The sequence below is a fragment of the Pseudomonas sp. YuFO8 genome, from assembly GCF_035065025.1.
In the GTDB taxonomy this organism is placed as follows: Bacteria; Pseudomonadota; Gammaproteobacteria; order Pseudomonadales; family Pseudomonadaceae; genus Aquipseudomonas; species Aquipseudomonas putida_AE.
The window spans coordinates 190294-216241 of sequence record NZ_JAXDEQ010000006.1 but is presented as its reverse complement, the minus strand read 5'-3'; the positions used below and the strand labels follow the sequence as shown (position 1 = coordinate 216241).

The 25948-nt window shown below is 60.5% G+C and carries 25 protein-coding genes, 1 tRNA gene and 1 pseudogene; 16 read left to right on the top strand and 11 right to left on the bottom strand.

Annotated features, from left to right (window positions below; genetic code table 11):
- Positions 1-1259, bottom strand: a 1259-nt coding sequence (locus SOP95_RS08390) for a retention module-containing protein (protein ID WP_323606794.1), incomplete at its 3' end; no start/stop codon positions are given.
- Positions 1260-1784: 525 nt separating this feature from the next.
- On the opposite strand from SOP95_RS08390, the gene SOP95_RS08385 reads away from it, so the two are divergent.
- The 3 genes from SOP95_RS08385 to SOP95_RS08375 all read left to right on the top strand — a co-directional run bounded on the left by SOP95_RS08385 (position 1785) and on the right by SOP95_RS08375 (position 6750).
- Entirely contained in the window at positions 1785-3143 is a 1359-nt protein-coding gene (locus SOP95_RS08385; protein ID WP_323606792.1) for a TolC family outer membrane protein, read from the top strand.
- Positions 3144-3216: 73 nt separating this feature from the next.
- Positions 3217-5376, top strand: coding sequence for a type I secretion system permease/ATPase (locus SOP95_RS08380; protein ID WP_323606791.1), 2160 nt, complete (start codon positions 3217-3219; stop codon positions 5374-5376).
- A gap of 9 nt (positions 5377-5385) precedes the next feature.
- A complete protein-coding gene (locus SOP95_RS08375) occupies positions 5386-6750 on the top strand; it encodes an HlyD family type I secretion periplasmic adaptor subunit (RefSeq protein ID WP_274073591.1) in 1365 nt (454 codons plus the stop codon).
- Between the two features lie 137 nt (positions 6751-6887).
- Here SOP95_RS08375 and SOP95_RS08370 read toward each other — a convergent pair whose 3' ends face one another.
- On the bottom strand, positions 6888-7484 hold the full coding sequence (locus SOP95_RS08370) for a tRNA-uridine aminocarboxypropyltransferase (protein ID WP_323606789.1): 597 nt from the start codon (positions 7482-7484) through the stop codon (positions 6888-6890).
- A 5-nt stretch (positions 7485-7489) separates the two neighbouring features.
- A complete protein-coding gene (locus SOP95_RS08365; protein ID WP_323606787.1) occupies positions 7490-8383 on the bottom strand; it encodes a LysR family transcriptional regulator in 894 nt (297 codons plus the stop codon).
- Positions 8384-8730: 347 nt separating this feature from the next.
- Here SOP95_RS08365 and speB point away from each other — a divergent pair, with 347 nt between their 5' ends.
- The 6 genes and pseudogenes from speB to SOP95_RS08335 all read left to right on the top strand — a co-directional run.
- Positions 8731-9681: an agmatinase gene (gene speB, locus SOP95_RS08360; RefSeq protein WP_110752643.1), complete on the top strand. Its 951-nt coding sequence runs from the start codon at positions 8731-8733 to the stop codon at positions 9679-9681.
- Positions 9682-9690: 9 nt separating this feature from the next.
- Positions 9691-10113, top strand: coding sequence for a YybH family protein (locus tag SOP95_RS08355; protein WP_077047813.1), 423 nt, complete (start codon positions 9691-9693; stop codon positions 10111-10113).
- A 54-nt stretch (positions 10114-10167) separates the two neighbouring features.
- Complete coding sequence (locus tag SOP95_RS08350) at positions 10168-11679, top strand: purine-cytosine permease family protein (RefSeq protein ID WP_323606783.1); 1512 nt, start codon at positions 10168-10170, stop codon at positions 11677-11679.
- A 156-nt stretch (positions 11680-11835) separates the two neighbouring features.
- The gene (locus SOP95_RS08345; protein WP_274073588.1) at positions 11836-13215 is read left to right on the top strand and encodes a sodium:solute symporter; all 1380 of its coding nucleotides are present in this window, start codon (positions 11836-11838) and stop codon (positions 13213-13215) included.
- Positions 13216-13301: 86 nt separating this feature from the next.
- Complete coding sequence (locus tag SOP95_RS08340) at positions 13302-14027, top strand: MBL fold metallo-hydrolase (protein WP_274073587.1); 726 nt, start codon at positions 13302-13304, stop codon at positions 14025-14027.
- Positions 14024-14188, top strand: a pseudogene (locus tag SOP95_RS08335) (acyl carrier protein); the annotation flags it as partial. The gene SOP95_RS08340 and the pseudogene SOP95_RS08335, both read left to right, overlap by 4 nt.
- 77 nt (positions 14189-14265) lie before the next feature.
- Here the strand turns inward: SOP95_RS08335 and SOP95_RS08330 are convergent.
- The 3 genes from SOP95_RS08330 to SOP95_RS08320 all read right to left on the bottom strand — a co-directional run bounded on the left by SOP95_RS08330 (position 14266) and on the right by SOP95_RS08320 (position 16371).
- The gene (locus tag SOP95_RS08330) at positions 14266-14394 is read right to left on the bottom strand and encodes a PA1414 family protein (protein WP_007914492.1); all 129 of its coding nucleotides are present in this window, start codon (positions 14392-14394) and stop codon (positions 14266-14268) included.
- 174 nt (positions 14395-14568) lie between these two features.
- The gene (locus SOP95_RS08325; protein ID WP_274073586.1) at positions 14569-15501 is read right to left on the bottom strand and encodes a DMT family transporter; all 933 of its coding nucleotides are present in this window, start codon (positions 15499-15501) and stop codon (positions 14569-14571) included.
- A 33-nt stretch (positions 15502-15534) separates the two neighbouring features.
- Positions 15535-16371 carry a CvfB family protein gene (locus tag SOP95_RS08320; RefSeq protein WP_008060121.1) on the bottom strand — a complete coding sequence of 279 codons (837 nt, stop codon included), beginning with the start codon at positions 16369-16371 and terminating at the stop codon, positions 15535-15537.
- A 348-nt stretch (positions 16372-16719) separates the two neighbouring features.
- Between SOP95_RS08320 and SOP95_RS08315 the strand changes: the two genes are divergently transcribed.
- The 3 genes from SOP95_RS08315 (at position 16720) to SOP95_RS08305 (ending at position 18784) form a co-directional block, all read left to right on the top strand.
- Positions 16720-16908 (top strand): hypothetical protein, encoded by a 189-nt coding sequence (locus SOP95_RS08315; RefSeq protein ID WP_172668627.1) that lies wholly within the window; start codon positions 16720-16722, stop codon positions 16906-16908.
- Positions 16909-17114: 206 nt separating this feature from the next.
- Positions 17115-17837, top strand: coding sequence for a TorF family putative porin (locus SOP95_RS08310; protein ID WP_274073585.1), 723 nt, complete (start codon positions 17115-17117; stop codon positions 17835-17837).
- Between the two features lie 77 nt (positions 17838-17914).
- Positions 17915-18784 carry a DUF6279 family lipoprotein gene (locus tag SOP95_RS08305; RefSeq protein WP_323606782.1) on the top strand — a complete coding sequence of 290 codons (870 nt, stop codon included), beginning with the start codon at positions 17915-17917 and terminating at the stop codon, positions 18782-18784.
- Positions 18785-18865: 81 nt separating this feature from the next.
- Here SOP95_RS08305 and SOP95_RS08300 read toward each other — a convergent pair whose 3' ends face one another.
- The gene (locus SOP95_RS08300; protein ID WP_274073583.1) at positions 18866-19255 is read right to left on the bottom strand and encodes a transcriptional regulator; all 390 of its coding nucleotides are present in this window, start codon (positions 19253-19255) and stop codon (positions 18866-18868) included.
- Between the two features lie 176 nt (positions 19256-19431).
- Here SOP95_RS08300 and SOP95_RS08295 point away from each other — a divergent pair, with 176 nt between their 5' ends.
- Together SOP95_RS08295 and SOP95_RS08290 are read left to right on the top strand one after the other, a co-directional pair.
- Positions 19432-20166: a DUF899 domain-containing protein gene (locus tag SOP95_RS08295; protein ID WP_274073582.1), complete on the top strand. Its 735-nt coding sequence runs from the start codon at positions 19432-19434 to the stop codon at positions 20164-20166.
- Between the two features lie 69 nt (positions 20167-20235).
- Entirely contained in the window at positions 20236-20511 is a 276-nt protein-coding gene (locus SOP95_RS08290; protein WP_274073581.1) for a hypothetical protein, read from the top strand.
- Positions 20512-20608: 97 nt separating this feature from the next.
- On the opposite strand, the gene SOP95_RS08285 is transcribed toward SOP95_RS08290, so the two are convergent.
- On the bottom strand, positions 20609-21949 hold the full coding sequence (locus tag SOP95_RS08285; protein ID WP_046816823.1) for a DEAD/DEAH box helicase: 1341 nt from the start codon (positions 21947-21949) through the stop codon (positions 20609-20611).
- Between the two features lie 193 nt (positions 21950-22142).
- Between SOP95_RS08285 and SOP95_RS08280 the strand changes: the two genes are divergently transcribed.
- Both SOP95_RS08280 and SOP95_RS08275 read left to right on the top strand, forming a co-directional pair.
- Positions 22143-23441, top strand: a complete 1299-nt coding sequence (locus tag SOP95_RS08280; protein ID WP_323606781.1) for a mechanosensitive ion channel family protein — start codon at positions 22143-22145, stop codon at positions 23439-23441.
- A gap of 84 nt (positions 23442-23525) precedes the next feature.
- Positions 23526-23601 (top strand) — tRNA-Phe (locus SOP95_RS08275).
- Positions 23602-23675: 74 nt separating this feature from the next.
- On the opposite strand, the gene SOP95_RS08270 is transcribed toward SOP95_RS08275, so the two are convergent.
- The 3 genes from SOP95_RS08270 to SOP95_RS08260 all read right to left on the bottom strand — a co-directional run bounded on the left by SOP95_RS08270 (position 23676) and on the right by SOP95_RS08260 (position 25933).
- A complete protein-coding gene (locus SOP95_RS08270) occupies positions 23676-24542 on the bottom strand; it encodes a carboxylate/amino acid/amine transporter (protein WP_274073579.1) in 867 nt (288 codons plus the stop codon).
- A gap of 326 nt (positions 24543-24868) precedes the next feature.
- Entirely contained in the window at positions 24869-25468 is a 600-nt protein-coding gene (locus SOP95_RS08265; protein ID WP_323606779.1) for an FMN-dependent NADH-azoreductase, read from the bottom strand.
- A gap of 150 nt (positions 25469-25618) precedes the next feature.
- On the bottom strand, positions 25619-25933 hold the full coding sequence (locus tag SOP95_RS08260) for a 3-phosphoglycerate kinase (protein ID WP_274073577.1): 315 nt from the start codon (positions 25931-25933) through the stop codon (positions 25619-25621).
- Positions 25934-25948: the final 15 nt, after the last annotated feature.

The window sequence follows — 25948 nt, the reverse complement described above, 5'->3', positions numbered from 1 at the left end:
GCGTTGAGCACCAGGGTGCCGTAGGTGCCGACGAAGGTGCCGGGGGTGATCGGGCCACTGTTGGGGCCGGTCGCTACGCGGTCGGCGCCTTGCACGTCGTTGCCCAGGACGTTGCCTTCGAGGGTGAGTCGGGTTTCCGAGGCGGTGCTGAGATTGTTGTCATCGATCGCGTTGGGCAGGTCATCGGTGATGTTGACGTCCAGAGTGCCGGTGGCGGTGTCGCCGTTGCTATCACCGGCCACCACGGTGAAATGTTCGCTGAGTTGGGTGCCGTCGCCGGTCGAATGGTTTTCGCTGCCGTTGAGGGTGTAGCTGTAACTCACCACGCCCGTGGTCGGGTTGTAGCCGGTGATGGTCAGGGTGCTGCCCAGCGGCGTGGTGATCGATTGCGGAAAACCGTTGGCCACGCCAGCGCTGATCACGCTGATCCCGCCGATGCTCAGGCTGGTCAGGCCGTCAGGTGCCGTGACGGTGAAGGTGCCGCTCTGGGTCAGCGCGTCGGGATTGCTCGCCGAACCTTCGGCCAGGTTGGCTTCCTTGACGGTCAGTTCACCGCCCGCCACCGACAGCCCGGTGAGGCTGACCGGATTGTTCTCGGGCGGGGTGACGACAGGGGGTATGACTTCCGGTGGTGTGACTACCGGCGGCGTGACTTCAGGTGGTGTTACCAAGGGTGGTACTACCACCACAGGCGGTGTAATGACCGGCGGCGTAATCAGCGGTGCAGAGGCGCCATCATCAGGGTTGCGATCGCCGTCATGCCGCTCCCGCGGAAACTCCGGAATACCGTTGAACCCGGCGGTTGGGAAACCGATGGTCGGATCGACATGCCCCCCCACTTCCTCAAGCATGACAAAACTGTGGCCCCCGCCCAGTGCGCCCCCAGCAGGTCCGGTCGAACCCGGGCCGGCCGCCGTGGCTTCAGCGGTCTGGGTCGGGTCGTCACCGGCGGCAATGGCTTTTTGCAGTTGCTCGACATCGGTCAACTGCGCCTGGCTAGGAGTCGTCGCTTCAGCGGTATCCACATGGGGCGAAGTTTGCGCCAGCAACTGGTCAGTCATTTGCAGGCTACTGCCACGGCCCAGCGTCAATTCCTGGCCGTTCTGCAGATGCACCGCCACCGCGCCTTCGGCCCCGGTCACCAGTTGATCGCCGGCAAACAACCGGTCCCCCTCGACCAGCACTCGACGGGCGCCATCACCCGCTACCGCGAAGACCTGACCGATAACCTTGCTGACGATACCGATGAGCGTAGCCATGTGCATTCCCTCCGCTGCCAACGCTTTGTCGGCACCCTGTCTGAATGCGGAGAACATGCACATGGGCTCAAGCAGGTTGCCTGGCGAATTGCCGCCGCTGTTCGCGAACCGGATAACCCCTTTGCAATCAATGGCATTGGGCTACCTGTCGAAAATAACGTCATCCGCCAGCATTGCGTAACAGTCCTGAATCACCTTGGCGACAAAAAACCGTCACCCCAGTCTGCCTCGCATCCCTCCCCTCCAGCACTTCTCCGCTCTTTGTCGATAAGTGGACTTGAACTTTCCTCAAGCCGTGATGAGCGCCATAAGGCACATAAATCAAGGGCTTTCGCAGTGAACAATGTGCTGGATTTGGCAGAGTACATAAGTTTTTTTTGGCATAAGTGTTATGAGAAAAACTTCTTAGGTCCGCCTGAAAATGTTCTTAGCTCTCTTGTTACAAGCATGAAACGGTTTGACCTATAAATGTCGTCAAATAATTGGCGACGCATAAAGTACCACTAGGATTCAGGGAGATGGACCATGCGCCTTTTAAACCCCCTCTGCAGCGCGGTTTTGCTGGCAATTGCCTGCAGTTCCCAAGCGCATGCCATGTCACTGACCGAAGCGATCCAGAGCACTATCGCGACCCACCCGGAGCTGGCATCGCGGGTGGACAGCCGTCTGTCGGCTGATGAAGATGTTAAAGTCGCCAAGGGCGGTTTTTATCCATCGGTGGACCTGAATGCCGCGTACGGGCGCGGGTACAGCGACAACACCAACACCCGGGCGCTGGGCAATCACCACACCGAAATCCTCAACTACACCCAGTCTGAACTGCGTCTGCGGCAGATGCTCTTCGACGGGTTCAACACCGCCAACGAAGTCGAGCGGACCAAGGGCGTCGTCAACTCCCGGGCGTATTACGCCCAGGGCACCGCCCAGGACCTGGCCCTGCGCACCACCGAGGTCTACCTCGAAGTGCTCAAGCGCCGCGAGCTGGTGACATTGGCCAAGAACAACCTGCAAGCGCACTTGCGCGTCAACGATCAGATCGGCCTGCGCACCGAGCGCGGGGTCGGCAGCAACGCCGACGCCGACCAGTCCAGCGCCCGTCGAGCCCTGGCGGAAAACAACCTCGACACCGCCGAAGTCGATCTGGCCGACGCCGAGTCGAACTTCGCCGCCGTAGTCGGGCGCCTGCCCGATGAACTCGAAGCACCGCCGTCGATCCGTGGTGAAGTGCCCGCCTCGCTGACCGATGCCCAGCAAAGCATGGTCGACAACAACCCGTACCTGAAATCCGCCCAGGCCGACGTGCAATCGGCCGAGAGCCAGTACGAAGTCGCCAAGTCGCCGTTCTACCCACGCTTCGACGCCGAAGCCGCGGTGGGCGCGAACAACAACATCGCCGGCGAAGAAGGCCATGACAACGAATGGCGGGTCGGCGTGGTGATGAACTACAACCTGTTCCGCGGCGGCAGCGACAAGGCGCGCCTGCAGTCCAATGCCCACAAGATCAATCAGGCGATGGACATCCGCAACAACGCCCTGCGCCAGCTCAACGAAAACATCAACCTGGCCTGGAACGCCATGGTCAACGCCAAGAAACAAACGCCGACCGCCCGCGAGTACGCCGAGACCAGCCGACGCGTGCGCGTGGCGTATCAGGATCAGTTCGGCCTCGGCCAACGTACCCTGCTCGACCTGCTGGACAGCGAAAACGAGCTGTACAACGCCAACCGCCGCTACACCGAGGTCCGCTACACCGAGGAGTATTCGATGTACCGCGTGCTGGCGAACATGGGCCAGTTGCTGAGCAAGCAACACGTGGTGCTGCCGGCCGACGCCGTCGCCCAGGCGGAAGTGAAAAGCGAAGCTCGCCTGCCTGAACTCAGATGAACACAAGGAGATGTGAACAGGGGGATGTGCAGATACCCATGCCAGATGCCGTAGCGCAACGGGAGCGATCAATGTGACCAGCATGGAAACCGCCAACACCGGTGTCGATCCACGCCTGAGCTTCGATGACCCGCTTCTGGACGGTCTGTTGATCCTCTGCAAACTCCACGGCGCGACGGTCAGTCGCGCCAGCCTCAGTGCCGGGCTCCCAATGGCACACCAACGCCTGAGCCTGGACCTGCTGCCCCGCGCAGCGGCCCGGGCGGGATTGCAGGCACGCCTGCTGCGCCGCGACCTGAAAGACATCAGCGCGCTCAACCTGCCGGTGCTGCTGTTGCTCAACAACGGCCGCACCACCGTGCTGCGCCGCTTTGGCGAGGATGGCCGGGTCCTGGTCCTGCCCAGCGAAGCCGATGGCGGCGAGCAATGGACCACCACACAAGAGCTTGCCGAACACTATAGTGGCCAGGCGCTGTTCGCCCGGCCCCGGCATGAACTCGAAGACCTCCGTTCCCCCCTGGTGCCGCGGGTAGAGGCCTGGTTTCGCGACACGTTGAAGCTGTCGAAATGGCTGTACAGCGACGCGATCCTGGCGAGCTTCCTGATCAACCTGCTGGGCCTGATGGTGCCGCTGTTCGTGATGCAGACCTACGACCGCGTGGTGCCGAACCAGGCCACCTCGACCCTGTGGGTGCTGGCCATCGGCCTGCTGATCGGTACCGGTTTCGAACTGGTGCTGCGGGTGGTGCGCGCGCACTTGCTGGACACCGCCGGCAGGAAGACCGACGTGATTCTCTCGGCGACCCTGTTCGAACGCATCACCGGCATGGCGATGAAGGCCAAGCCTGTGACCATCGGTGGCTTTGCCCAGAGCATTCACGACTTCCAGGGGCTGCGCGAGTTTCTCACCGCCGTGACCCTCACCAGCCTGATCGACCTGCCCTTTGCCCTGCTGATGCTGGTGGTGATCGGCCTGCTGGGCGGCTGGCTGGTGGTGATTCCGGTCCTGGCGTTTCCGATCACGATCATTTTCGCCATGATCATCCAGGCGCGCTTGCGCGACACCGTGCAGAAAAGCCTGAGCCTGGGCGCCGAACGCCAGGCCCTGCTGATCGAAACCCTCGGCGGCCTGGAAACCCTCAAGGCCTGCAGCGCCGAAAGCGAGCGCCAGCACAAATGGGAAAGCACCCACGGCGCCCTCACCCGCCTCGACAGCCATGCGCGCAACCTCTCGGCACTGGCCACCAATGGCACGCTGTTCATCCAGCAGTTTTCCGGCATGGCGACCATCGTCGCCGGGGTCTACAGCATCATCGCCGGTAACCTCAGCGTCGGCGCACTGGTGGCGACCTACATGCTCGGCAGCCGGGTACTGGCACCACTGGGACAGATCGCCGGCCTGATCACGCGCTACCAGCAAGCGCAACTGACCATGAAAAGCACCGACGCACTGATGTCCCTGCCGCAAGAACGCGATGCCAATCAAAGGCCGCTGGAACGCACGCAACTGCAAGGCGCGCTGGATGTGGTCGGCGCGACCTTCCACTACAACGGCCAGAATGCCCCGGCGCTAGCCAATGTCAGCTTCAGCGTGAAACCCGGCGAACGGATCGGCATCATCGGTCGCAGCGGCTCGGGCAAAAGCACCCTGGCGCGCCTGGTGATGGGCTTCTACGAACCGGCCCAGGGCCAATTGCTGCTCGATGGCCTGGACCTGCGGCAACTGGACGTCGCGGACCTGCGCCATCAGATCGGCTACGTCGCCCATGACCTGCCGCTGCTGGCCGGCAGCCTGCGCGACAACCTGACCCTGGGGGCGCGCTACATCAGTGACGCGCGCATGCTCGAAGTGGCCGAACTGACCGGCGTCACCGAACTGGCCCGGCAACACCCGCAAGGCTTCGACCGTCCTGTCGGCGAGCGCGGGCAATTGCTCTCCGGTGGTCAACGCCAGGCCGTGTTGCTGGCCCGGGCGTTGCTGCTCGACCCGCCGATCATGCTGCTCGACGAACCCACCAGTGCGATGGACAACAGCAGCGAAGACGCCCTGCGGCAAAAACTCCACACCTGGGTCCAGGGCAAGACCCTGCTGCTGGTGACCCATCGCACCTCGATGCTCAGCCTGGTCGATCGCCTGGTCGTGCTGGACAACGGGCGGATCGTAGCCGACGGCCCGAAAGAAGCGGTCATCGATGCACTGCGCAAGGGCCGTGTCGGCTCTGCGGCCGTCTAGGAGTTGCCTATGTCCGCTTCATCGGATTCTTCGAAAGCACGTGGCTACTTCGACAGCTTCAGCAAGAGTGCCGAAGCCGAGTTCATGCCGGAAACGGCCGGCGCCGCGTTGCAGGATTCCCCACGCTGGTCGCGGATTACCGTGTGGCTGGCCGCCGCGTTGCTGATCAGCGCGTTGGCCTGGGCCAGGTTCGCGGTGCTGCAGGAAGTCACCATGGGCGAAGGCAAGGCGATTCCGTCGAGCAAGGTCCAGGTGATCCAGAACCTCGAGGGCGGCATCGTCACCGAGATCTTCGTGCGTGAAGGGCAGATGGTGAACAAGGGCGACACCTTGCTGCGCCTGGATGACACGCGCTACCTGTCGAACAAGGGCGAAAGCGAGGTCGATCGCTACGCACTGACCGCGCAGGTCGAACGCCTGTCGGCCGAAGCCGAAGGCCGGCCCTTCAAGCTGTCGGAAGAAGTGATTGCCAAGGCGCCGCAAGTGGCCGAAGACGAACGCTCGCTGTACGAACAGCGGCAACGTCGACTGGCCAGCGAACAACGCACGCTGACCGAACAACTGCGGCAAAAAACCCAGGAACTGGCGGAGTTTCGCTCCAAAGCCGGGCAATACGGCTCCAGCCTGGCGCTGGTCAATCAGGAAATGGCCATGTCCGAGCCCCTGGTCAAGACCGGCGCCGTGTCGCCGGTGGAGATCCTGCGGCTCAAGCGCAGCGCGGTGGAAATCCGTGGTTCGCTGAACGCCACCACCCTGGCCATTCCCCGGGCGGAATCGGCGATTGCCGAGATCAGGAGCAAGATTGATGAATCCGAACAGACATTCCGCTCGGAGGCGGCCAAAGAGCTGAACGAGAAACGCACCGACCTGTCGAAAATCACAGCCTCGAGCATTGCCATCGACGACCGCGTGACCCGTACCACGGTGCTCTCGCCGGTCAAGGGCATCATCAAGATGCTGAAGGTCAACACCATCGGCGGCGTGGTCCAGCCGGGCAGCGACATGGTGGAAATCGTGCCGCTGGAAGACAACCTGCTGATCGAGGCCAAGGTCCGGCCACAGGACGTGGCCTTCCTGCATCCGGGCCAGAAAGCCATGGTCAAGTTCAGTGCCTATGACTACACCATCTATGGCGGCTTGAGTGCCAAGCTGGAGCTGATCGGCGCCGACACCATCACCGACGACAAGGGCAACAGTTTCTACCTGATCCAGGTGCGCACCGACAAAAACCACTTGGGTGGGGATGTGAAACCGTTGCTGATCATTCCGGGGATGGTGGCGACGGTGGATATCATTACCGGGGAGAAGACGGTGTTGGATTATCTGCTGAAACCGGTGTTGAAAGCGCGGACCGAGGCGATGCGAGAGCGGTAGTCTGGCTGGAGTTTTTGGTGGCTGTTATACCGTCATCGCTAGCAGGCTAGCTCCCACCCTTGATCGCGTTTGTCCTGAAGGAACTCGGTCAAATGTGGGAGCGAGCCTGCTCGCGATGAGGCCGGCACAATCAACCCTTACCTGTCAGCATGATTACGCTGAAAAACCTCCTCCCCCATCGCCGCAATCTGCCCCTCGATCAACGCTTCAAATGGTCTGAGCAACGGCGCAAAGCGGGTTGGCGCTTCCAGGGTTTCCAGCGCCTGCACAATCGCCTCCACCGTCGACAACGCCCCAGGCCCCGGCGCCTTGCGCAATCGATAACGGGACACCCCGCCCTCCGCCAGCGTCACCCTCGGCAATGCCGCCAGCAACGGATTCAGATGCAGCATCTTGCGCGCCTTGCGCCAGGTACCATCCGGTACCACCAGCAACAGCGGCTCATCGCTGGCGGCACAGGCCTGCATCGGCTGCGCGTCGTCCCCGGGAAACAGCAACCGCGCCCGATAGCCCGGCTGGTTCAACAACGTCGGTAGATCCTCGAACACCTCACCGACGATCAACTCGGCATTCTTCAACCCAAGCGCCGCCAACCGCGCGGTGTTCAGGGCATGGTTCACTTCGCTGGGGTGTTGCAACAGCAACACCCGGGTGCGGCTGTCGAGGCTGGGGATCAGCGGGCACAGGCAATGGCTTTGCGGGCGCAGGCAGCGGGGACATTGAATTCTCGGCATCTTCTTCACGCCTGGTTGAGTTGTGCTTTGAGCAGGTCGCGAAAGGTCTGGATCAGCGGCTCGCGGCTGCGGCCCCGGCGCACGATCATCGAAAACGGCGCCTGGTAACCGAAGGTGGCCGGCAGCAGCACGCGCAGGTCGCCCTTGTCGGCCCAGGCCTGGGCGTAGTGTTCCGGCAGGTAACCGATGTAGGCGCCGGACAGCACCAGAATCAGCTGCGCCTCCATACTCTCCACGGTTGCGGCGCTGTGCTTGAAACCATGACGGGCCAGTTCGGCCTGGCTCCAGTAGCCGCGACCGACCATGCGCTGCTGGGTGATGACTTGCTCGGGGATGCGCCGCTCATTGAACAGCGGATGCCGGGTGCTGCAATACAACCAGTGCTGTTCGCGGTACAGCGGCATGTACACCAGGCCGCTCATGCGCGTGGAAAACGCGCCGATGGCCAGGTCCAGGCGGTTGTCCTGCACACCCAATTGCAGTTCATAGGGGCTCATCACCGACAGGTGCAAGTGCACCGCCGGGTGCTCCTGGCTGTAGGCGCCGATGGCTTCGGCGAACGGCAGGGCCTTGTCGCTGACCGTGGAGTCGATCACCCCCAGGTTCAGGGTGCCGCGCAATTCGCCCTTGAGCGCGGCGGCATATTGTTCGAAACCTTCAAGCTCGGCTAACAGGCGCAGGGTTTCCTGATGAAAAAGTTCACCCTTGCTGGTCAGGCTGAACCCGCCACGGCCGCGATGGCACAGGACCAGGCCCAGGGCGGCTTCGAGCTGGCTCATGTAGGTACTGATGGCCGACGTCGAGAGGTTGAGCTCTTGCTGGGCGTTGGCGAAGCCCTGATGGCGCACCACGCTGACGAAAATGCGCAAAAGTTTGAGGTCGGGTAAAGCGTTGGCCATGGGGGCTCCGTAACCTGTTCAGGTGAGTCCGCGTTGTCGGATGGGCGGTTGCTGCGCAACCGATCGCCAGCAAGCCGGCTCCTACAGGTTCAGCGATCAGGTCCGACGTAACGCAAATCTGTAGGAGCCGGCTTGCTGGCGATCAGCCCGCCCAGACAACACATCTCTCAAGCCGGGAAGTCTATCGCCGCTCCCGCCATTAGTTTAGAAAAATCTGAACTAAGTATTTGCCCGTAGCGATTCTTCCCGGCCACTACATTTCGCAGAATCGCCGCCACAAGGTTCGCCCGTGCCTTCCGTGAACGGCGAAACCCAATAAATAAAACAACGACGATGAGGCCCTACCCGTGGACAAGATTCTTCACCAACCACTGGGCGGCAACGAAATGCCGCGCTTCGGCGGCATCGCCACCATGATGCGACTCCCCCATGTACCCACCGCTGCAGGTCTGGACGCTGCTTTTGTCGGCGTGCCGCTGGACATCGGTACCTCCCTGCGCCCTGGCACTCGTTTCGGACCTCGCGAAATCCGCGCCGAATCGGTGATGATCCGCCCGTACAACATGGCCACTGGCGCTGCACCGTTCGACTCGCTGTCGGTTGCCGATATCGGCGACGTGGCGATCAACACCTTCAACCTGCTGGATGCCGTGCGGATCATCGAAGAATCCTACGACAACATCCTCGAACACGATGTGATCCCCCTGACCCTGGGCGGCGACCACACCATCACCCTGCCGATCCTGCGTGCCATCCATAAAAAGCACGGCAAGGTCGGCCTGGTGCACATCGACGCCCACGCCGATGTCAACGATCACATGTTCGGCGAGAAAATCGCCCACGGCACCACCTTCCGTCGCGCCGTCGAAGAAGGCCTGATCGACCCGGACCGTGTGGTCCAGATCGGCCTGCGCGCCCAGGGCTACACCGCTGACGACTTCAACTGGAGCCGCAACCAGGGCTTCCGTGTGGTCCAGGCCGAAGAGTGCTGGCACAAATCCCTGGCGCCACTGATGGCCGAAGTACGCGAGAAGGTCGGCGGCGGTCCGGTGTACCTGAGCTTCGACATCGACGGTATCGATCCGGCCTGGGCACCGGGTACCGGCACCCCGGAAATCGGTGGTCTGACGACCATTCAGGCCATCGAGATCGTTCGCGGCTGCCAAGGCCTGGACCTGATCGGTTGCGATCTGGTAGAAGTCTCGCCCGCTTACGACACCACCGGTAACACCTCGCTGCTGGCCGCCAACCTGCTGTACGAAATGCTCTGCGTACTGCCTGGCGTGGTCCATCGCTGAGGGTCGGTTATGAACGAACGTGATCAGGTCTTGAAAGCGGCCGCCGACCTGGTGTCCGCCTTCGCCCGTAACGATCGCGAAGCCTACTTCGGCGCGTTCAGTGCCGACGCCAGCTTCGTCTTCTACACCCTCGAACAGCCGCTGCTGTCGCGCGATGCCTACCAGGCGTTGTGGGACAGCTGGCGTGCCGAGGACGGCTTCGAGGTGCTTTCGTGCACCTCGAGCAACGCCTTCGTCAGCCTGCAGGGTGACGTGGCGATTTTCATCCATGACGTGGCCACCGAGCTGCGCATGCAAGGGGAGCAACACTTCAGCCAGGAGCGCGAGACGATTGTTTTCAAGAAACAAGCGTCTGGCCAAGAACAACAAGGCCTATGGCTGGCCTGCCACGAACATTTGTCCGCGATGCCGGAAGGGCTGCCAACCCCTTAGCCAAACAGGTGACGCTCACACACGATGAGCGCGCCTTTATGATCGGAGCAGATCATGAATAACAACAACAACGACCAAAGCCTTACGCAGATTGAAACCCACGGGGTCGAACAGATCCCGGACAACGAACGCACCGCCGGCCCCACGGACCTGTTCCGGATGATCTTCGGGGGTTCCAACACCTTTGCCACCGCCGTGCTCGGCAGCTTCCCGGTACTGTTCGGCCTGTCTTTCCAGGCGGGCGTGCTGGCGATCGTGCTGGGCGTGTTGCTGGGTTCGCTGATCCTCGCGCCGATGGGCCTGTTCGGTCCGATCAACGGCACCAACAACGCCGTGTCTTCCGGTGCACACTTCGGCGTGCACGGGCGGATCGTCGGTTCGTTCCTGTCGCTGTTGACCGCCATCGCCTTCTTCTCGCTCTCGGTGTGGAGTTCGGGGGATGCGCTGATCGGTGGCGCCAAACGCCTGATCGGCCTGCCGGAAACCGACTTGACCCTGGGCCTGGCCTACGGTCTGTTCGCGATCCTGGTGCTGACCGTGTGCATCTACGGCTTCCGTTTCCTGCTGTGGGTCAACAAGATCGCGGTGTGGAGCGCCAGCCTGCTGTTCCTGCTGGGCGTCTTCGCGTTTGCAGGGCCTTTCGATGCGAACTACGCCGGCACTGTGAACATGGGGCAACCGGGTTTCTGGGCGGCCTTCATCGGCGCCGCACTGGTGGCCATGAGCAACCCGATCTCGTTCGGTGCGTTCCTCGGCGACTGGTCGCGCTACATTCCGCGTGACACCTCCAAGCGCCGGATCATGGCGGCGGTGGTGATTTCGCAGATCGCGACCTTCATCCCGTTCCTGTTCGGCCTGACCACCGCCACCATCGTAGCGATCAAGGCACCGGACTACATCGCGGCCAACAATTATGTGGGCGGCCTGCTGGCGGTTTCGCCGAGCTGGTTCTTCCTGCCGGTGTGCCTGATTGCGGTGATCGGCGGCATGTCCACCGGCACCACCTCGCTCTATGGCACCGGGCTGGACATGTCCAGCGTGTTCCCACGGGTACTGTCGCGGGTCAAGGCAACGCTGCTGATCGGGGTGATGTCGATTGCCTTCATCTTCATCGGACGCTTCGCGGCGAACCTGGTGCAGAGCGTGTCGACCTTCGCCGTGCTGATCATCACCTGCACCACCCCATGGATGGTGATCATGATCATCGGCCTGTTGGTGCGTCGCGGCTTCTACTGCCCGGATGACCTGCAAGTGTTCACCCGCGGCGAGAAAGGTGGCCGCTACTGGTTCACCCACGGCTGGAACTGGCGTGGCCTGGGCGCCTGGATCCCGAGCGCGGCCGTCGGCTTGTGCTTCGTGAACCTGCCGGGGCAGTTCGTCGGACCACTGGGCGAATTGGCCGGCGGTATCGACGTCAGCCTGCCGGTCACCCTGGGCCTGGCTTCGCTGGTGTACCTGGCGCTGCTGAGCCTGTTCCCGGAACCCCGCGCGGTGTTCGGCCCGAATGATCCACGCAGCAAGAGCACGGACCCGCTCGTTAAACCGGCGATGCGACAGGTCGCCTGAGTAAACGCATTACCCCTGTGGGAGCGGGCTTGCTCGCGAAAGCGATCGGTCAATCACATTAATTTTGAATGTGCCGCCGCCTTCGCGAGCAAGCCCGCTCCCACAGGGGATTGATTTTCAGCCTCACATAAAAAAGACAATCGGAGACACGCCATCATGGCTTTGGATTTATTCGTCGTACTCATCTACGCCGCTGCGATGCTGATACTCGGCTATTACGGCATGCGCAAGGCCAAGACCAACGAAGACTTTTTGGTCGCCGGTCGCAACCTCGGTCCGAGCCTGTACATGGGCACCATGGCCGCCACCGTCCTGGGCGGTGCGTCCACCGTGGGCACTGTGCGCCTGGGCTACGTGCATGGCATCTCCGGTTTCTGGCTGTGCGCGGCCCTGGGTTGCGGGATCGTGGCGCTGAACCTGTTCCTCGCCAAGCCATTGCTCAAGCTGAAGATCTACACCGTTACCCAGGTCCTGGAAAAACGCTACAACCCGATGGCCCGCTCCGCGAGCGCGGTGATCATGCTGGCGTACGCGCTGATGATCGGCGTGACCTCGATCCTGGCCATCGGCACCGTGCTGCAAGTGCTGTTCGGCCTGCCATTCTGGGTCTCGGTACTGCTCGGCGGTGGCGTCGTGGTGATCTATTCGGCCATTGGCGGCATGTGGTCGCTGACCCTGACCGACATCGTCCAGTTCGTCATCAAGACCGTCGGCCTGATGTTCATCCTCCTGCCAATCTGCATGTACCGTGTAGGTGGTTGGGATGAGCTGGTGTTGAAACTGCCGGCGGCAAGCTTCAGCTTCACCACCATCGGCTGGGACACCATCATCACCTACTTCATGATCTACTTCTTCGGCATCCTGATCGGTCAGGACATCTGGCAACGGGTGTTCACCGTCAAGACCGCCAAAGTCGCCCAGGTTGCCGGTACCGCTGCCGGTATCTATTGCATCATCTACGGCCTGGCCTGTGCCCTGATCGGCATGGCCGCTCACGTACTGATCCCGGACCTGGACAACGTCAACAACGCTTTCGCCGCCATCGTGAAGCTGTCCCTGCCGGACGGTATCCGTGGCCTGGTGATCGCTGCAGCACTGGCTGCCATGATGTCCACCGCCAGCGCCGGCCTGCTCGCCGCCGCCACCACCCTGACCGAAGACCTGCTGCCAAAACTGCGCGGCGGTAAACAGTCGAGCCTGGGCCTGAACCGCCTGGTCACCATGCTCACCGGCATTGTGGTGCTGGGTATCGCCCTGGTGGTGAACGACGTGATCAGCGCCCTGACCCTGGCCTACAACCTATTGGTGGGCGGCATGCTGGTGCCGCTGATCGGTGCGATCTTCTGGAAACGCGCCACCACCGCCGGCGCCATCGCCAGCATGGGCCTGGGCTTCGCTACCGCGCTGGTGTTCATGTTCAAGGACGGCCTGGATGCCAACACGCCGATCTACTACAGCCTCGGCGTAGGCCTGGTGAGCTTCGTGGTGGTCAGCCTGCTGTCTCGTCGCCCGATGACACTGGCCAGCGCCGCCTAAGCTGAACATAACGACTTGATGCTTTCTTCGACGAGTGTGGCGTCGGTTGCCACACTCGTTTTTTTTCGCCTGAAGGAAACTGCCCCATGAAGATCGTCAGCCGCGATCAGTGGTTCGAAGTCAAACAGCTCAGTGACGGCATCCGCCTGATTCACGAACCCTGGATTCGCCCCTTCTATCGCTGCAACCTCTGGCACATCCAAGGCCGCGACAAAGACCTGCTGCTCGACAGCGGCTCGGGACTGGTCAGCCTGCGCGAACAACTGCCGTGGATCACCGAGCGGCCGCTGGTGGCGGTGGCCAGTCACTGCCATTTCGACCACATTGCCGGGCACCACGAATTCGTCGAGCGCCTGGTGCATCCAGCGGAGGCGGACATCCTGGCCGCACCGGACGGCGAAAATGACTTGAGCAAGGCTTTCGTCGGCGACGACATGTTCGAAGCGCACCCCGATTGCCCATTGTGCTACGCCGAATATCGGGTCAAGGCCGCACCGGCCACCGGGACCATCGAGGAAGGCGATGTACTGGACCTGGGCAACCGGGTGCTGCAAGTGCTGCACACGCCGGGGCACTCGCCGGGCGGCATCAGCCTGTACGAAGCGGCCACCGAGACCCTGTTCAGCGGCGACATCATCTACGACGGGCCGTTGATCGAAGACGCCTACCACTCCAACCTCGACGACTACGCACACAGTCTGCAGCGCTTGCGCGCCCTGCCGATCCGTACGGTGCATGGCGGGCATTTCGGCAGTTTTTCCGGGGAGCACCTGCGCCACATGATTGACCAGTGGCAACGCTCGCACGCCTGAAGTCGTTGGGGTTGGACAAAGCGGATACCGAAGACCTGATCTTCCATCTGGAAGACGAACTCGGCTTGACGGCGTTCACCGTCGAGGAAAACCGGATGCTCAAGACCGCCAGGACGGCGAACGACTTGAGCCGGTTCTTGATGGAGATCGGACGGCGTTGACCTGGCCGATCTCCCTGGAAGCACTCATTGCTTATCGAGCAGCAGCCTTTGGCTGCTGCTGCAAAACGGCGTCGCGTTTACCGGCGACGCTGCTGGCGACGGCGTTGTTCGTCGTCGGTACGAATAGGCACAGGTTGCAGAGGCGGTTCAATCAAACCGAGCGCAACACCCAGGTCGTGCAGCCAGTTTTGGATTTTCTCTTTCATGATGCCCCCTTCAGGGTAGTGCCGGGCGACCGGAATTCTGTAGTCGCTTCGCACTGATAATAGTCCGAAGTGCCGAGCAATGCTCGCCAAACATAGCAACGATCTGTTACTGAATGGATCACAATCCGACGACAAGCGTTCAGCCAGGCGCGTTGCAGATGACGACCGGCATACTCAAGACTGCCCGAGCGCCCTGCGCAAACGGCGACGCACCCACTGTTCGGCGCTGACAAAGGTTATCCCCAGCAGCACCAGCACGGCACCGATGACGAAATTGAGGCTCAGCGCCTCCCCCAGCAGGACAACCCCGAACGTCACGCCGAACAAGGGCGTCATGAAGGAAAACACCGCCAGGTTGGCCGCCAGGTAACGGCGCAGCAGCCAGAACCAGACCAGGTAGCTGAAGAACGACACCACGATGCCCTGGAACAGCACGCTGGCCACCGCCACGCGGGTCAGGTTGACGTGGGTGATCTGGCCACTGAGCAGCGCAATCAGCAACAGGCCGACGAAACCGACGATCAGTTGGTAAAACAGGGTCAGGGTCACCGGCGCCTCAGACAGGCGCGATGCACGCACCACCACGGTGGTCGCCCCCCAGCAAGCTCCTGCCAGGACGCCCAGCGCATCGCCGAGCAACATGCGGCGATCGAGGTTATCCCAGGACACTCCACCGGCAAAGGCAATGCCGATCCCGACGAAGGCGAGGAAAATGCCCAGCCATTGCACGGGGCGCAAACGCTCGCTGGGCAACAACCAGTGCACGCCAAGCGCGGTGAAAATCGGTGCGGTGTAGAGGAACACCGACATGTGCGCCGCCGTGGTCAGCTGCAGGCCTTCGGAAATGAACAGGAACTCCAGGCCAAACAGGGCCCCGGCCAACAGCCCGCCGCGCCAGGTGGCGCCCACCTGATCCCAGCCGCCCTTCCAGCAGATCAACAACCCCACAAGCAGCGCGGACAGGCCCGAACGTCCGGCTGCCTGCATGACCGGCGCAATATCGGGCGCCGCCCATTTGATCATCACCTGCTGAATACCCCAGACCAGGCACAACCCCACCATCACTTGCAGGGCAAATCCATCGGCGCTGCGCCGGGTGGCGCTCACCGTTCTACCTCGGCAACACGGAACATTGGACGGTCAGCTCAGTTCAATACGATCGGCATGAATGACAATCTGGCCGTTCTTGTACAACGCACCAATGGCCTTCTTGAAGTTGCCCTTGCTGACGCCGAACATGCTGCTGATCAGGGTCGGATCGCTCTTGTCGCTGACGGCCAGGCTACCGTTGTTCTCGCGCAACTTGGCGAGGATCTTCGAGTTCAGGCTGCTGGCCGCTTCGACGCCCACCGGTTGCAGGCTCAGGCTGATCTTGCCGTCGCTGCGAACTTCCTTGATGAAGCCCTTCTCTTCTTTGCCGGCGCGCATGAACTTGAAGATTTCGTTCTTGTGAATCAGGCCCCAGTGCTTGTTGTTGATGATCGCCTTGAAGCCCATGTCGGTCGCTTCGGCCACCAGCAGGTCAACTTCCTGCCCCGGGGTGTAGTTGGCGGGCGTCTTGTCCAGGTACCGGTCCAGACGCGCCGTCGCGGTTATGCGGCGGGTGTGCTTGTCGAGGTAGACATGCACCACGGCGTATTCACCGGCCTGCATCTGGCGCTTTTCTTCCGAGTACGGCAGCAACAGGTCTTTGGGCAGCCCCCAATCCAGGAACACGCCAATGCTGTTGACTTCAACAACTTTCAAGCTGGCGAATTCACCGACTTGAACTTTCGGCTTTTCAGTAGTTGCGATAAGTTTGTCATCGCTATCCAGATAAACAAAAACGTTGAGCCAGTCTTCATCTTCGCTGGGAATATCCTTTGGAATATAACGATTCGGCAACAGGATTTCGCCATCCGCGCCACCGTCCAGATATAAACCGAAGTTAGTGTGTTTAACTACTTGCAAACTGTTGTAACGCCCGACTAAAGCCATGTCCAATACCCTCATTGCGTGGCGCCATTCTACCCGGTTTTAGCGGTCAGGTTCGGCGGTCAGCCCGGTGGAGCCAGAAATTCCCCGCAAAGCCTTAATTTTTCTCGGTTTTGCGCTCACTGATCGGCCGCTCGTCTGACTGATCCGTCAGTTTCCCTGCCGCCCACGCTGGATGGAACGCTGTTTTCCAAGCCAGGTTCTTAGTTAAAACAGCGGCTTAGGGCAATATCGCAAATAACAACTTGCATTTTGTCGCACCACCACCCAATGTCCTCAAGCGGATATTTACCAAGCAAATAGGCAGTCAATCCTGTACGATGCCTGGCCAAGTTAATTTTCTACAGGTTAATGGCCGCCATGCGTGTAAAAGCATCCAACAGCAAAGCAAAGCCAGCTCCAGCCGTCGAAACCAGCGAGTCGATCAACAGCCAGATCGCTGCGTTTCTCAAATCCGGTGGTGAAATCCAGCAAATTGCCAAAGGTGTCAGCGGCCAGACATTCGGCCCGTCCAAGCAGATCACGCTCGGCAAGAAGTAATACCCTGCGCTGCACCTGGTCCCTAAGCGCTTTGAGCTTCGAAGCGCTTGGACTGGAACCCCGCTACACCCCCGCTGCAAAACCTCCAATCTTGTAGAAATCGACGAACGGGCCACGCTGCCTGTCATTCGTCGGTATCCTTGCACGCGTCTGGATCAAGCGTTTCAGCAGGCCCAAGCTTGCGCTCGCTGTTCATGGAGTGACGCATGCGCATACCTTCTTGTTTATCCTTGCTGCTTGCCGGCCTGCTGGCGTGTCCGGCGGTGCATGGGCAAATCTTTCAGCGCGAGCTGGGGGATTTCGACCTCAAGCTCGGAACCAGCCCCAGCCGCAGCATGGCCCAGGGCCTCGTCAAGCCATCGGCCGTCGGCTCGTTTCATGGCGGCCTGGACCTGACCCATGACAGCGGCTTCTACTTTGGCCAATGGTCGCCGAGCATGGGCATCAGCCCGGGAAAAAACCTCGAGATCGACTCTTACGCCGGCTTCAAGCAACCCTTCGACCAGGTCCTTGGCTACGAAGTGGGCGTCATCCATTACAGCTACCCCGAAGTCGATACCCTCGACAGCCAGGAAGTGTTCGGTGGCCTGACCCTGCTGGGCAGCCGATTCGGTGCAGCATTGAGCAACGACCCGGACAAACAGAACAGCACCCTGTTTGCCGACCTGCGCGGCAACCAGCCGTTCGGCATCGGGGTGAGCATGAAATACACCACCCATCAGCTGAACACGCCGGTCGCGGTAGACGGCGGTTACGTCGGCAGCTTCACCGACTGGTCGGTCAAACTGTCCCGACCGTTCATGGGCATCGACCTCGACCTGATCTACAGCGACTCCAGCCTCAGCGGCAGCTATTGTTCAGCCTATACCGGGCAAAATAGCCAGTGCGACGCGCTTCTCACCCTCAAGGCCGAACGCGCGTTCTACTGACGGGCTGAACTGCCGGGTTGATTCTGCGTTCAGATGAAAAACAGTTGCAGAAGCCAGGCTTTCGCAAGGATTCGCCCATGTCTTGCTGGATCAAAAACATCGCCTTTGTGCTCATGTTCACCCTTGCCCTCGGCGCGTGCAGCCGCATGGGCCTGGCCTATCGCAACCTCGACGTGATCATTCCCTGGACGCTCAGCGACTACCTGGACATGAACGGTGAGCAAAAGAATTGGCTGAGCGAACGCCTGAAGGAACACCTGGATTGGCATTGCACCACGCAAATGCCGGGGTATCTCGACTGGCTGGACCGCTTGCAGTCAATGATCGAGACCAATCAGGTGACCGATGCCGCGCTGCAGGCGCGCACCGCGGAAGCCGAAGCGGCGATTGCCGAGACGGCCCGGGAAATCACACCATCGGCCATCGAATTGCTGCAGGGCCTGGATGACAATCAGGTCGCGGAAATGAACGAGGCCTTCGCCAAGGACCAGCGCAAGCGCCAGGAGCAATACCTGAAACCGTCGTTGGAGCAGCAGATCAAACAGCGTGGCGCGCGCATGGAAAAACGCCTGAATGAATGGCTCGGACCGCTCAACGCCTCTCAACACCAGCGGGTCATGGCCTGGTCGAATGCCTTGGGCGACCAGAATACGCAATGGATCGCCAACCGCATCCACTGGCAGAAACAATTCAGTGCCGCCGTGGCGCAGCGCCATACCGCACAATTCCCACAGCGGATCGAGACGCTTCTGGTCAATCGCGAGAGCTTGTGGACACCGGCTTACCGCGAGGCTTTTGCCAGGACCGAAGCCCAGGCGCGGGCGCTGTTTGTGGATTTGATGGCGGAAAGTACGCCGCAACAACGTCAACGCTTGCTGACGAAAATCGAGGGCGTGAGGAAGGATTTCAGTGATTTGAAGTGCCTGAAAGCGGCTAAGCAGGGTTGAAAGATCAAAAGATCGCAGCCTGCGGCAGCTACAGAATCACTCGATCCATGTAGGAGCTGCCGCAGGCTGCGATCTTTTTATTCAGGCAATCTGCGCCTTCGAAGCCACTTCATCGAACGTCAGTTCGTCCAGCGCATCTTCCTGATCATCGAGAACCTGCCGCGGATGGTCATTGCCCGGAATACTGCTGTCGATCAGGCTCAACAACCTCGAACCCCGGATCGTCAGAATGTAATTCGAACCGGTGCCACCCTGCTCTTCCGGCCGAGGTTCGATATAACCTCGCTCCAGCAGCAGCTTTTCGTACTCGCCGGCCACTGCCTTCAAGTGATCCAGGTTTTCCGTCTGCTCGCCTTCCGATGCTTTTTCTGCGGCGTACTGCTCGGCGTAGGGCCGTGGCGTGAAGCTGCTCGCACCGTTCTGGACTTCGTGCAGCAAGCGTTCAATCAAATCCCAGTTATAAGTCGTCATCCCGTTTCAACCTCCGGTACCCGTGAGAGAGGGCCTTCATAGGTTGTGACACGAGTGCGGGGTAGCCGTTCAGCCCACCTTTTTAGCGCTACCGACCGGCGGCATGTCGAATTACCGGCAAGTCAAACGACTAGGCTGTGTAAGTCACCTCCCCGCCTCACGCAGGAGAAAGCCCGATGAACATTCAGAATCACCCGGTCGTGTCCCGGGAAGACTGGCTCGCCGCCCGCAAGCAACATCTGGCCCACGAAAAGGCCTTCACCAGGGAACGCGACAGACTCAGCGCCGAGCGCCGCGCCCTGCCCTGGGTAAAAATCGACAAGGACTACCACTTCCAGGGCCCCGACGGCGAACTGAAACTCGCCGATCTGTTTGGTGGCCGCAGCCAGTTGGTCATTTACCATTTCATGTTCGCTGAAGGCTGGGATGAGGGCTGCCCGGGTTGCTCGTTCCTGTCCGACCACATCGACGGCGCCAACCAGCACCTGGCGCACCACGACGTCGCAGTGGTGGCGGTCTCCCATGCACCGTTCGCCGAGTTCCAGGCGTTCAAACGGCGCATGGGCTGGACATTCGACTGGGTGTCGTCCGAAGGCTGCGATTTCAATTATGACTTCGGTGTGACGGCTCGCCCCGAAGACGTCGCCGCCGGCAAGGCCACCTACAACTACGAAAAAACCGATGGCAGCGAAGAAGAACTTCCCGGTCTCAGCGTGTTTTATCGAAATGAGGCCGGCGAGATTTTCCATACTTACTCGACGTATGCACGGGGCCTGGATCTGCTGGTCGGTACCTACAACTACCTGGACCTGACGCCCAAGGGGCGCAATGAAGACGAAATCATGGATTGGGTGCGGCACCATGACCGGTATGAGGATCAGGCGCCCAAGAGCTGCTGCCATGGCGGATGAGGGTGAACTTTTTCCCTGTTCCAGCCCTCAACCGGTTAACCCGCCTTAACCGGAACTGAGGCCCGACAGATGAAGATCCTGCTGAAACTCACCCTCGCCACCACCCTAGCCTGCGCCCTGCCCGTGTGGGCCTGCACTCCCGAGGAGGCCACCCTCAAGCGCGAGCAGCTGGCCAAGGAAGTCACCAGGCTCACCGAACAGAACCCGGCCAAGGCCAAGGAAATCAACGACGAGCTGCAGAAGATGGACCTTGGAACGGCCTCCAAGGATTTGCCGGACAAGTGCCAGTTGATCGATCAGCGATTGAAGGAGCTCGGGACGGCAGAGAAGAAAGCCGAGAGCTAAAAAGACAAGATCAAAAGATCGCAGCCTTCGGCAGCTCCTACAGGTGGTCCCGTGTAGGAGCTGCCGCAGGCTGCGATCTTTTGATTTTTACGGGGCCTTATTCAGCGGCCGGCGCTTCCGGCTTGCGGCGCTTGAGCGGGGCCATGCCGTCCTTGCTCACCAGAGAGTCGCTCTTCGGGCGGTTGACGCTCTTGCGTTTGGTCGGGGTCTTGGCGGCGACTTTTTTCTTGTCGCCCTTGGCGTCGGTCTTTTTCTTCTTCACGCCAACGGCCTTGCCGGAGGCCTTGACCTTTTTCGGCCCGCCGTAGGTGCCTTTGACTTCCTTGATGGTGCGGCGCTCGAAGCTTTGCTTGAGGTAGCGTTCGATGCTCGACATCAGGTTCCAGTCGCCGTGGCAGATCAGCGAGATGGCCAGGCCATCGTTGCCGGCACGACCGGTACGGCCAATGCGGTGCACGTATTCGTCGCCACTGCGCGGCATGTCGAAGTTGATCACCAGATCCAGGCCGTCCACGTCCAGGCCGCGAGCGGCGACGTCGGTAGCGACCAGGATTTTTACCCCGCCCTGCTTCAGACGGTCGATCGCCAGTTTGCGATCCTTCTGGTCTTTCTCGCCGTGCAGCACGAACGCCTTGTATTCCTGGGCCACCAGGCGACCGTAGATGCGATCGGCCATGGCCCGGGTGTTGGTGAAGACGATGGCCTTCTGGTAGGTCTCGTTGGCCAGCAGCCAGTTGACGATCTGTTCTTTGTGCTGGTTGTGGTCAGCGGTGATGATTTGCTGGCGGGTGGTTTCGTTCAGCTGGCTGACCGCGTTGAGCTGCAGGTGCTCAGGGTTGTTCAGGACCTTGGCGATCATCTCGCGCAGGCCGGAACCGCCCGTGGTGGCGGAGAACAGCATGGTCTGCTGGCGGTTGGTGCACTCGTCCACCAGGCGCTGTACGTCTTCGGCGAAACCCATGTCGAGCATGCGGTCGGCTTCATCGAGCACCAGCACTTCGACTTCCTTGAGGTCGAGGTTGCCGGCATTCAGTTGCTCGATCATCCGGCCCGGGGTACCGATCAGGATGTCCGGCACCTTGCGCAGCATGGCAGCCTGGACCTTGAAGTCTTCGCCGCCGGTGATCAGGCCGGACTTGATGAAGGTGAACTGCGCGAAGCGTTCAACTTCCTTCAGGGTTTGCTGGGCCAGCTCGCGGGTCGGCAGCAGGATCAGGGTCTTGATGCTGACGCGGATCTTGGCCGGGCCGATCAAGCGGTTGAGGATCGGCAAAACGAATGCAGCGGTCTTGCCGCTACCGGTTTGCGCTGTCACCCGCAGGTCACGACCTTGGAGCGCCAGCGGAATAGCCGCTGCTTGCACAGGCGTTGGCTCGACAAATTTCAGCTCGGCCACGGCTTTGAGCAGGCGTTCGTGCAAGGCGAATTCGGAAAACACGGGTGCTACCTCGAAGAAATGCAAAAAAACAGCTGCATAGGGTACCGGTTTCGAGCGCTCAGGCCGAGTTTCTTTATACAAATGGCGGTAAACAGTGGTTTTTTTGTTGCTCGAATTGTCACCGACGGTAATACAAAGCGTCTTAAATGCTCTAATCGCCCATCGCGTCCCACAGAAGAATCGTTTTTTGCCCATGGATATCAAACAGCTCTGGCTCAATGCCCAAGACCTCTGGGGTGCCCTCGACCAGCATCCGATCGTGCACGCCGCCCTGGCACTCGTGGTGTTGTTGCTCATTGCGCTGGCCCTCGGACGAGTGGCGCGCTACCTGATCCTGCACGCCAGCAAAATTCTTGGCCGTCAGCCGGCGCTGCACTGGATCAACGACTTGCGGCACAACAAGGTGTTCCAGCGTCTGGCGCAGATAATTCCGTCGCTGGTGATCCAGTTCGGCCTGCACCTGGTGCCGGAGCTGGGCAAAACCGCGATGTTGTTCCTCGGCAACGTGGCGCTGGCGTTCACCATCCTGTTCCTGCTGCTGTCCGTCTCCGCCTTGCTGAATGCCCTGCTGGACATCTATGCCCGCACTGAACACGCCCGCACCCGCTCGATCAAAGGCTACGTGCAACTGGCGAAAATGGTCTTGTACGTATTCGGCGCGATCATCATCGTCGCCACCTTGATCGACCGTTCGCCGCTGTTGCTGCTGTCGGGCCTGGGAGCGATGTCGGCGGTGATCCTGTTGGTCTACAAGGACACCCTGCTGTCGTTCGTCGCCAGCGTGCAGCTGACCAGCAACGACATGCTGCGGGTCGGCGACTGGATCGAGATGCCACAGGTCGGTGCCGACGGCGATGTGGTGGACATCACCCTGCACACGGTCAAGGTGCAGAATTTCGACAAGACCATTGTCTCGATCCCGACCTGGCGCCTGATGTCCGAGTCCTTCAAGAACTGGCGCGGCATGCAGCAGTCCGGTGGCCGGCGGATCAAGCGCAGCCTGTTCATCGACGCCAGTGGCGTGCGGTTCATCCGCGATGACGAGGAGCTGAAGCTGTCCCAGGTTCATCTGCTCACGGACTACATCAGCCGCAAGCAGGCCGAACTCAAGGCCTGGAACGAAGCCCAGGGCAATGTCGCAGCGATGTCAGCCAACCGCCGCCGCATGACCAATATCGGCACTTTTCGCGCCTATGCACTGGCGTATTTGAAGAGTCATCCGGAGATCCAGCCCAACATGACCTGCATGGTCCGGCAGATGCAGACCACGGCCCAGGGTATCCCACTGGAGATCTACTGTTTTACCCGCACCACCGCGTGGGCCGATTACGAGCGGATCCAGGGGGATATTTTCGATTACCTGCTGGCGGTGTTGCCGGAATTTGGCTTGAGCCTTTACCAGCAGCCCAGTGGAACGGATCTGCGCGCCGGGCTGCTACCGGCGGTGTTGGGCGCGAGCCACATCCCCACACCTGAAAAACACGTCATGTAATCTAGTCGTAAGCTTAGGTATTCATTAGGTTTTTGTGATTTCTTGCTTGACGCCTCAGCCGTAAAAACGTTTAATGCCGCCGCGGCCCAGATAGCTCAGTCGGTAGAGCAGGGGATTGAAAATCCCCGTGTCGGCGGTTCGATTCCGTCTCTGGGCACCATGATTTCCAAACCCCTGATGCCTGATGGCCTCAGGGGTTTTGTTTTTTTAGCGCCGGCTCTCTCCCTCAGCTTTTCAGTGTGCGACCGCGGATTGGCGAATGCCCAACCGACTGATCCACACCGCCATCAAGATTACCGATCCCCCCAGCAACAACCGCCCCAGCTCTTCATGCTGATTCCAGATCAGCAGATTGATCAGCAGCCCCACCGGCACATGCAGGTTGTTCATCACCGCCAGCGTCCCGCCGTTGACCAGGCACGCGCCCTTGTTCCACCAGTACAGCCCGAGCGCGGTCGAGACCAGGCCGAGGAACAGCAGCACGCCCCATTGCAGCGGTGCTTCGGGCAGGAAGTTGGATTTGCCGAACATCAGGAACGCCGGCAACGCCACCGCCAATGCACCCAGGTAGAAATAACCGAAGCGCCGGTAATGCGGCAGGTCACTCGGATGGCGCGCCACCAGGTGCTTGTACAGCACCTGCCCGGCGGCGTAGGTGAAGTTGGCCAGTTGCAGCAGCAGGAAGCCCATGAAGAAGTCCGGGTTGATCCGGTCATAGCGAATCACCGCTGCGCCGCCCACCGCCACCAGTGCCGCGATCAAGGCCCAGGGATTGAAACGACGGTTCAACGCGTCTTCGATCAGGGTCACGTGCAAGGGCGTGAGGATGGTGAACAGCAGCACTTCCGGCACCGTCAGCACACGGAAGCTCAGGTACAGGCAGACGTAGGTCACACCAAACTGCAATGCGCCGATCAGCAACATGCCGCGCATGAACGCCGGTTCCACCGAACGCCAGCGGGTCAGCGGGATGAACACCAGCCCCGCCAGCAGCACGCGTATCAGCACCGCGAAGTAACTGTCGACATGACCGGCCAGGTATTCGCCGATCAGACTGAAGGAAAACGCCTGGATCAGCGTGACAAAAAGTAGATAGCCCATGCTCGCCTCGTTTTGAATGGCGGCGAAGATAGCGGTTTTTGACGGGGATCGCGAACAGTCAAACGATACAAAAACCCTGTGGGAGCGGGCTTGCTCGCGAATAAGGTGTGTCAGTCGACTGAAATGCTGAATGACACACCGCATTCGCGAGCAAGCCCGCTCCCACAAAATCCTGGGCAAAAAAAAGCCCGATCTCGCTAAAGCGTTCAATCGGGCCAGAGCACTCAGGAGCAACAAGTGCAAAGGGAGGTTCGATGCGCGTGCAGGCTTGAAGGGTAACGCGCCAGGTCACTAGACCATCCGGTGATTATCTGGCGATTAACGACTCAGGCCACTTGGGAAAGCTTGGCGTTCGCCTGGTTCAGGCCTTTCTCCTGGAAGTCGCCGCCCAGGTTCATGCCTTCGGCGTGGATGAACGTCACGTCGTGGATGCCGATGAAGCCCATGACCTGGCGCAGGTAGGGTTCCTGGTGATCCGCGGTGCTGCCGGCGTAGATCCCGCCGCGAGCGGTCAGTACGTAAGCGCGCTTGCCGCTGAGCAGGCCTTGCGGGCCGGTTTGGGTGTACTTGAAGGTCACGCCGGCACGCAGCACATGGTCGAGCCAGGCCTTGAGCGTGCTGGGAATGGCGAAGTTGTACATCGGCGCGGCCATCACCAGCACGTCGGCGGCGAGCAACTCGTCGGTCAGCTGGTTGGAGCGTTCCAGGGATACTTGCTCGATATCGCTGCGCTGATCGGCGGGTTTCATCCAGCCGCCCAACAGGTTGATATCCAGATGTGGCACCGGGTTGACGGCCAGGTCACGAACGGTGATCTGGTCCTTCGGATGCGCGGCTTGCCACTGGGCGATGAAGGTCTGGGTCAGTTGACGGGAAACCGAGTCTTGCTGACGGGCACTGCTTTCGATGATCAGAACGCGGGACATGGGCTGTAGCCTCCATCTGAGAATGCTGTAGGTCGATGGAGTGAAGATTAAACAGCGTCATATCGATTAAAAAGCGCAAATAACTGCTATAACCGATCAAGAATTTCGTTTATAAGCGGAGCATCAGCGATGGGCGTGCTCCGCTGAAGGTCATTTCGGCTTGCAGGTCATGGTGATGTACAGCTTGATGATCTTGCGGTTGAACTTGGCGGAAAGATCGGCGCTTTTGCCGGCGTCGAGATTGATCCTGCGGGTCTTTGGCGATTCAGGACCGTTGCGAAACACCACCGCACATTCGGCAGCGGTGTCGCCGTAGTTGTTCACGGTGATCGAACCCATGTCGTAATCGGAGGCGTAGGTGGTGTAGTCGATTTTCAGTCCATTGAGCTCTTTCTGTACATCGATCGGATAAGCAAACGCAGTCAACGGCAACATTGCCAGTAATAAACAACAGATTTTTTTCATTCAGCAGTCTCCAAT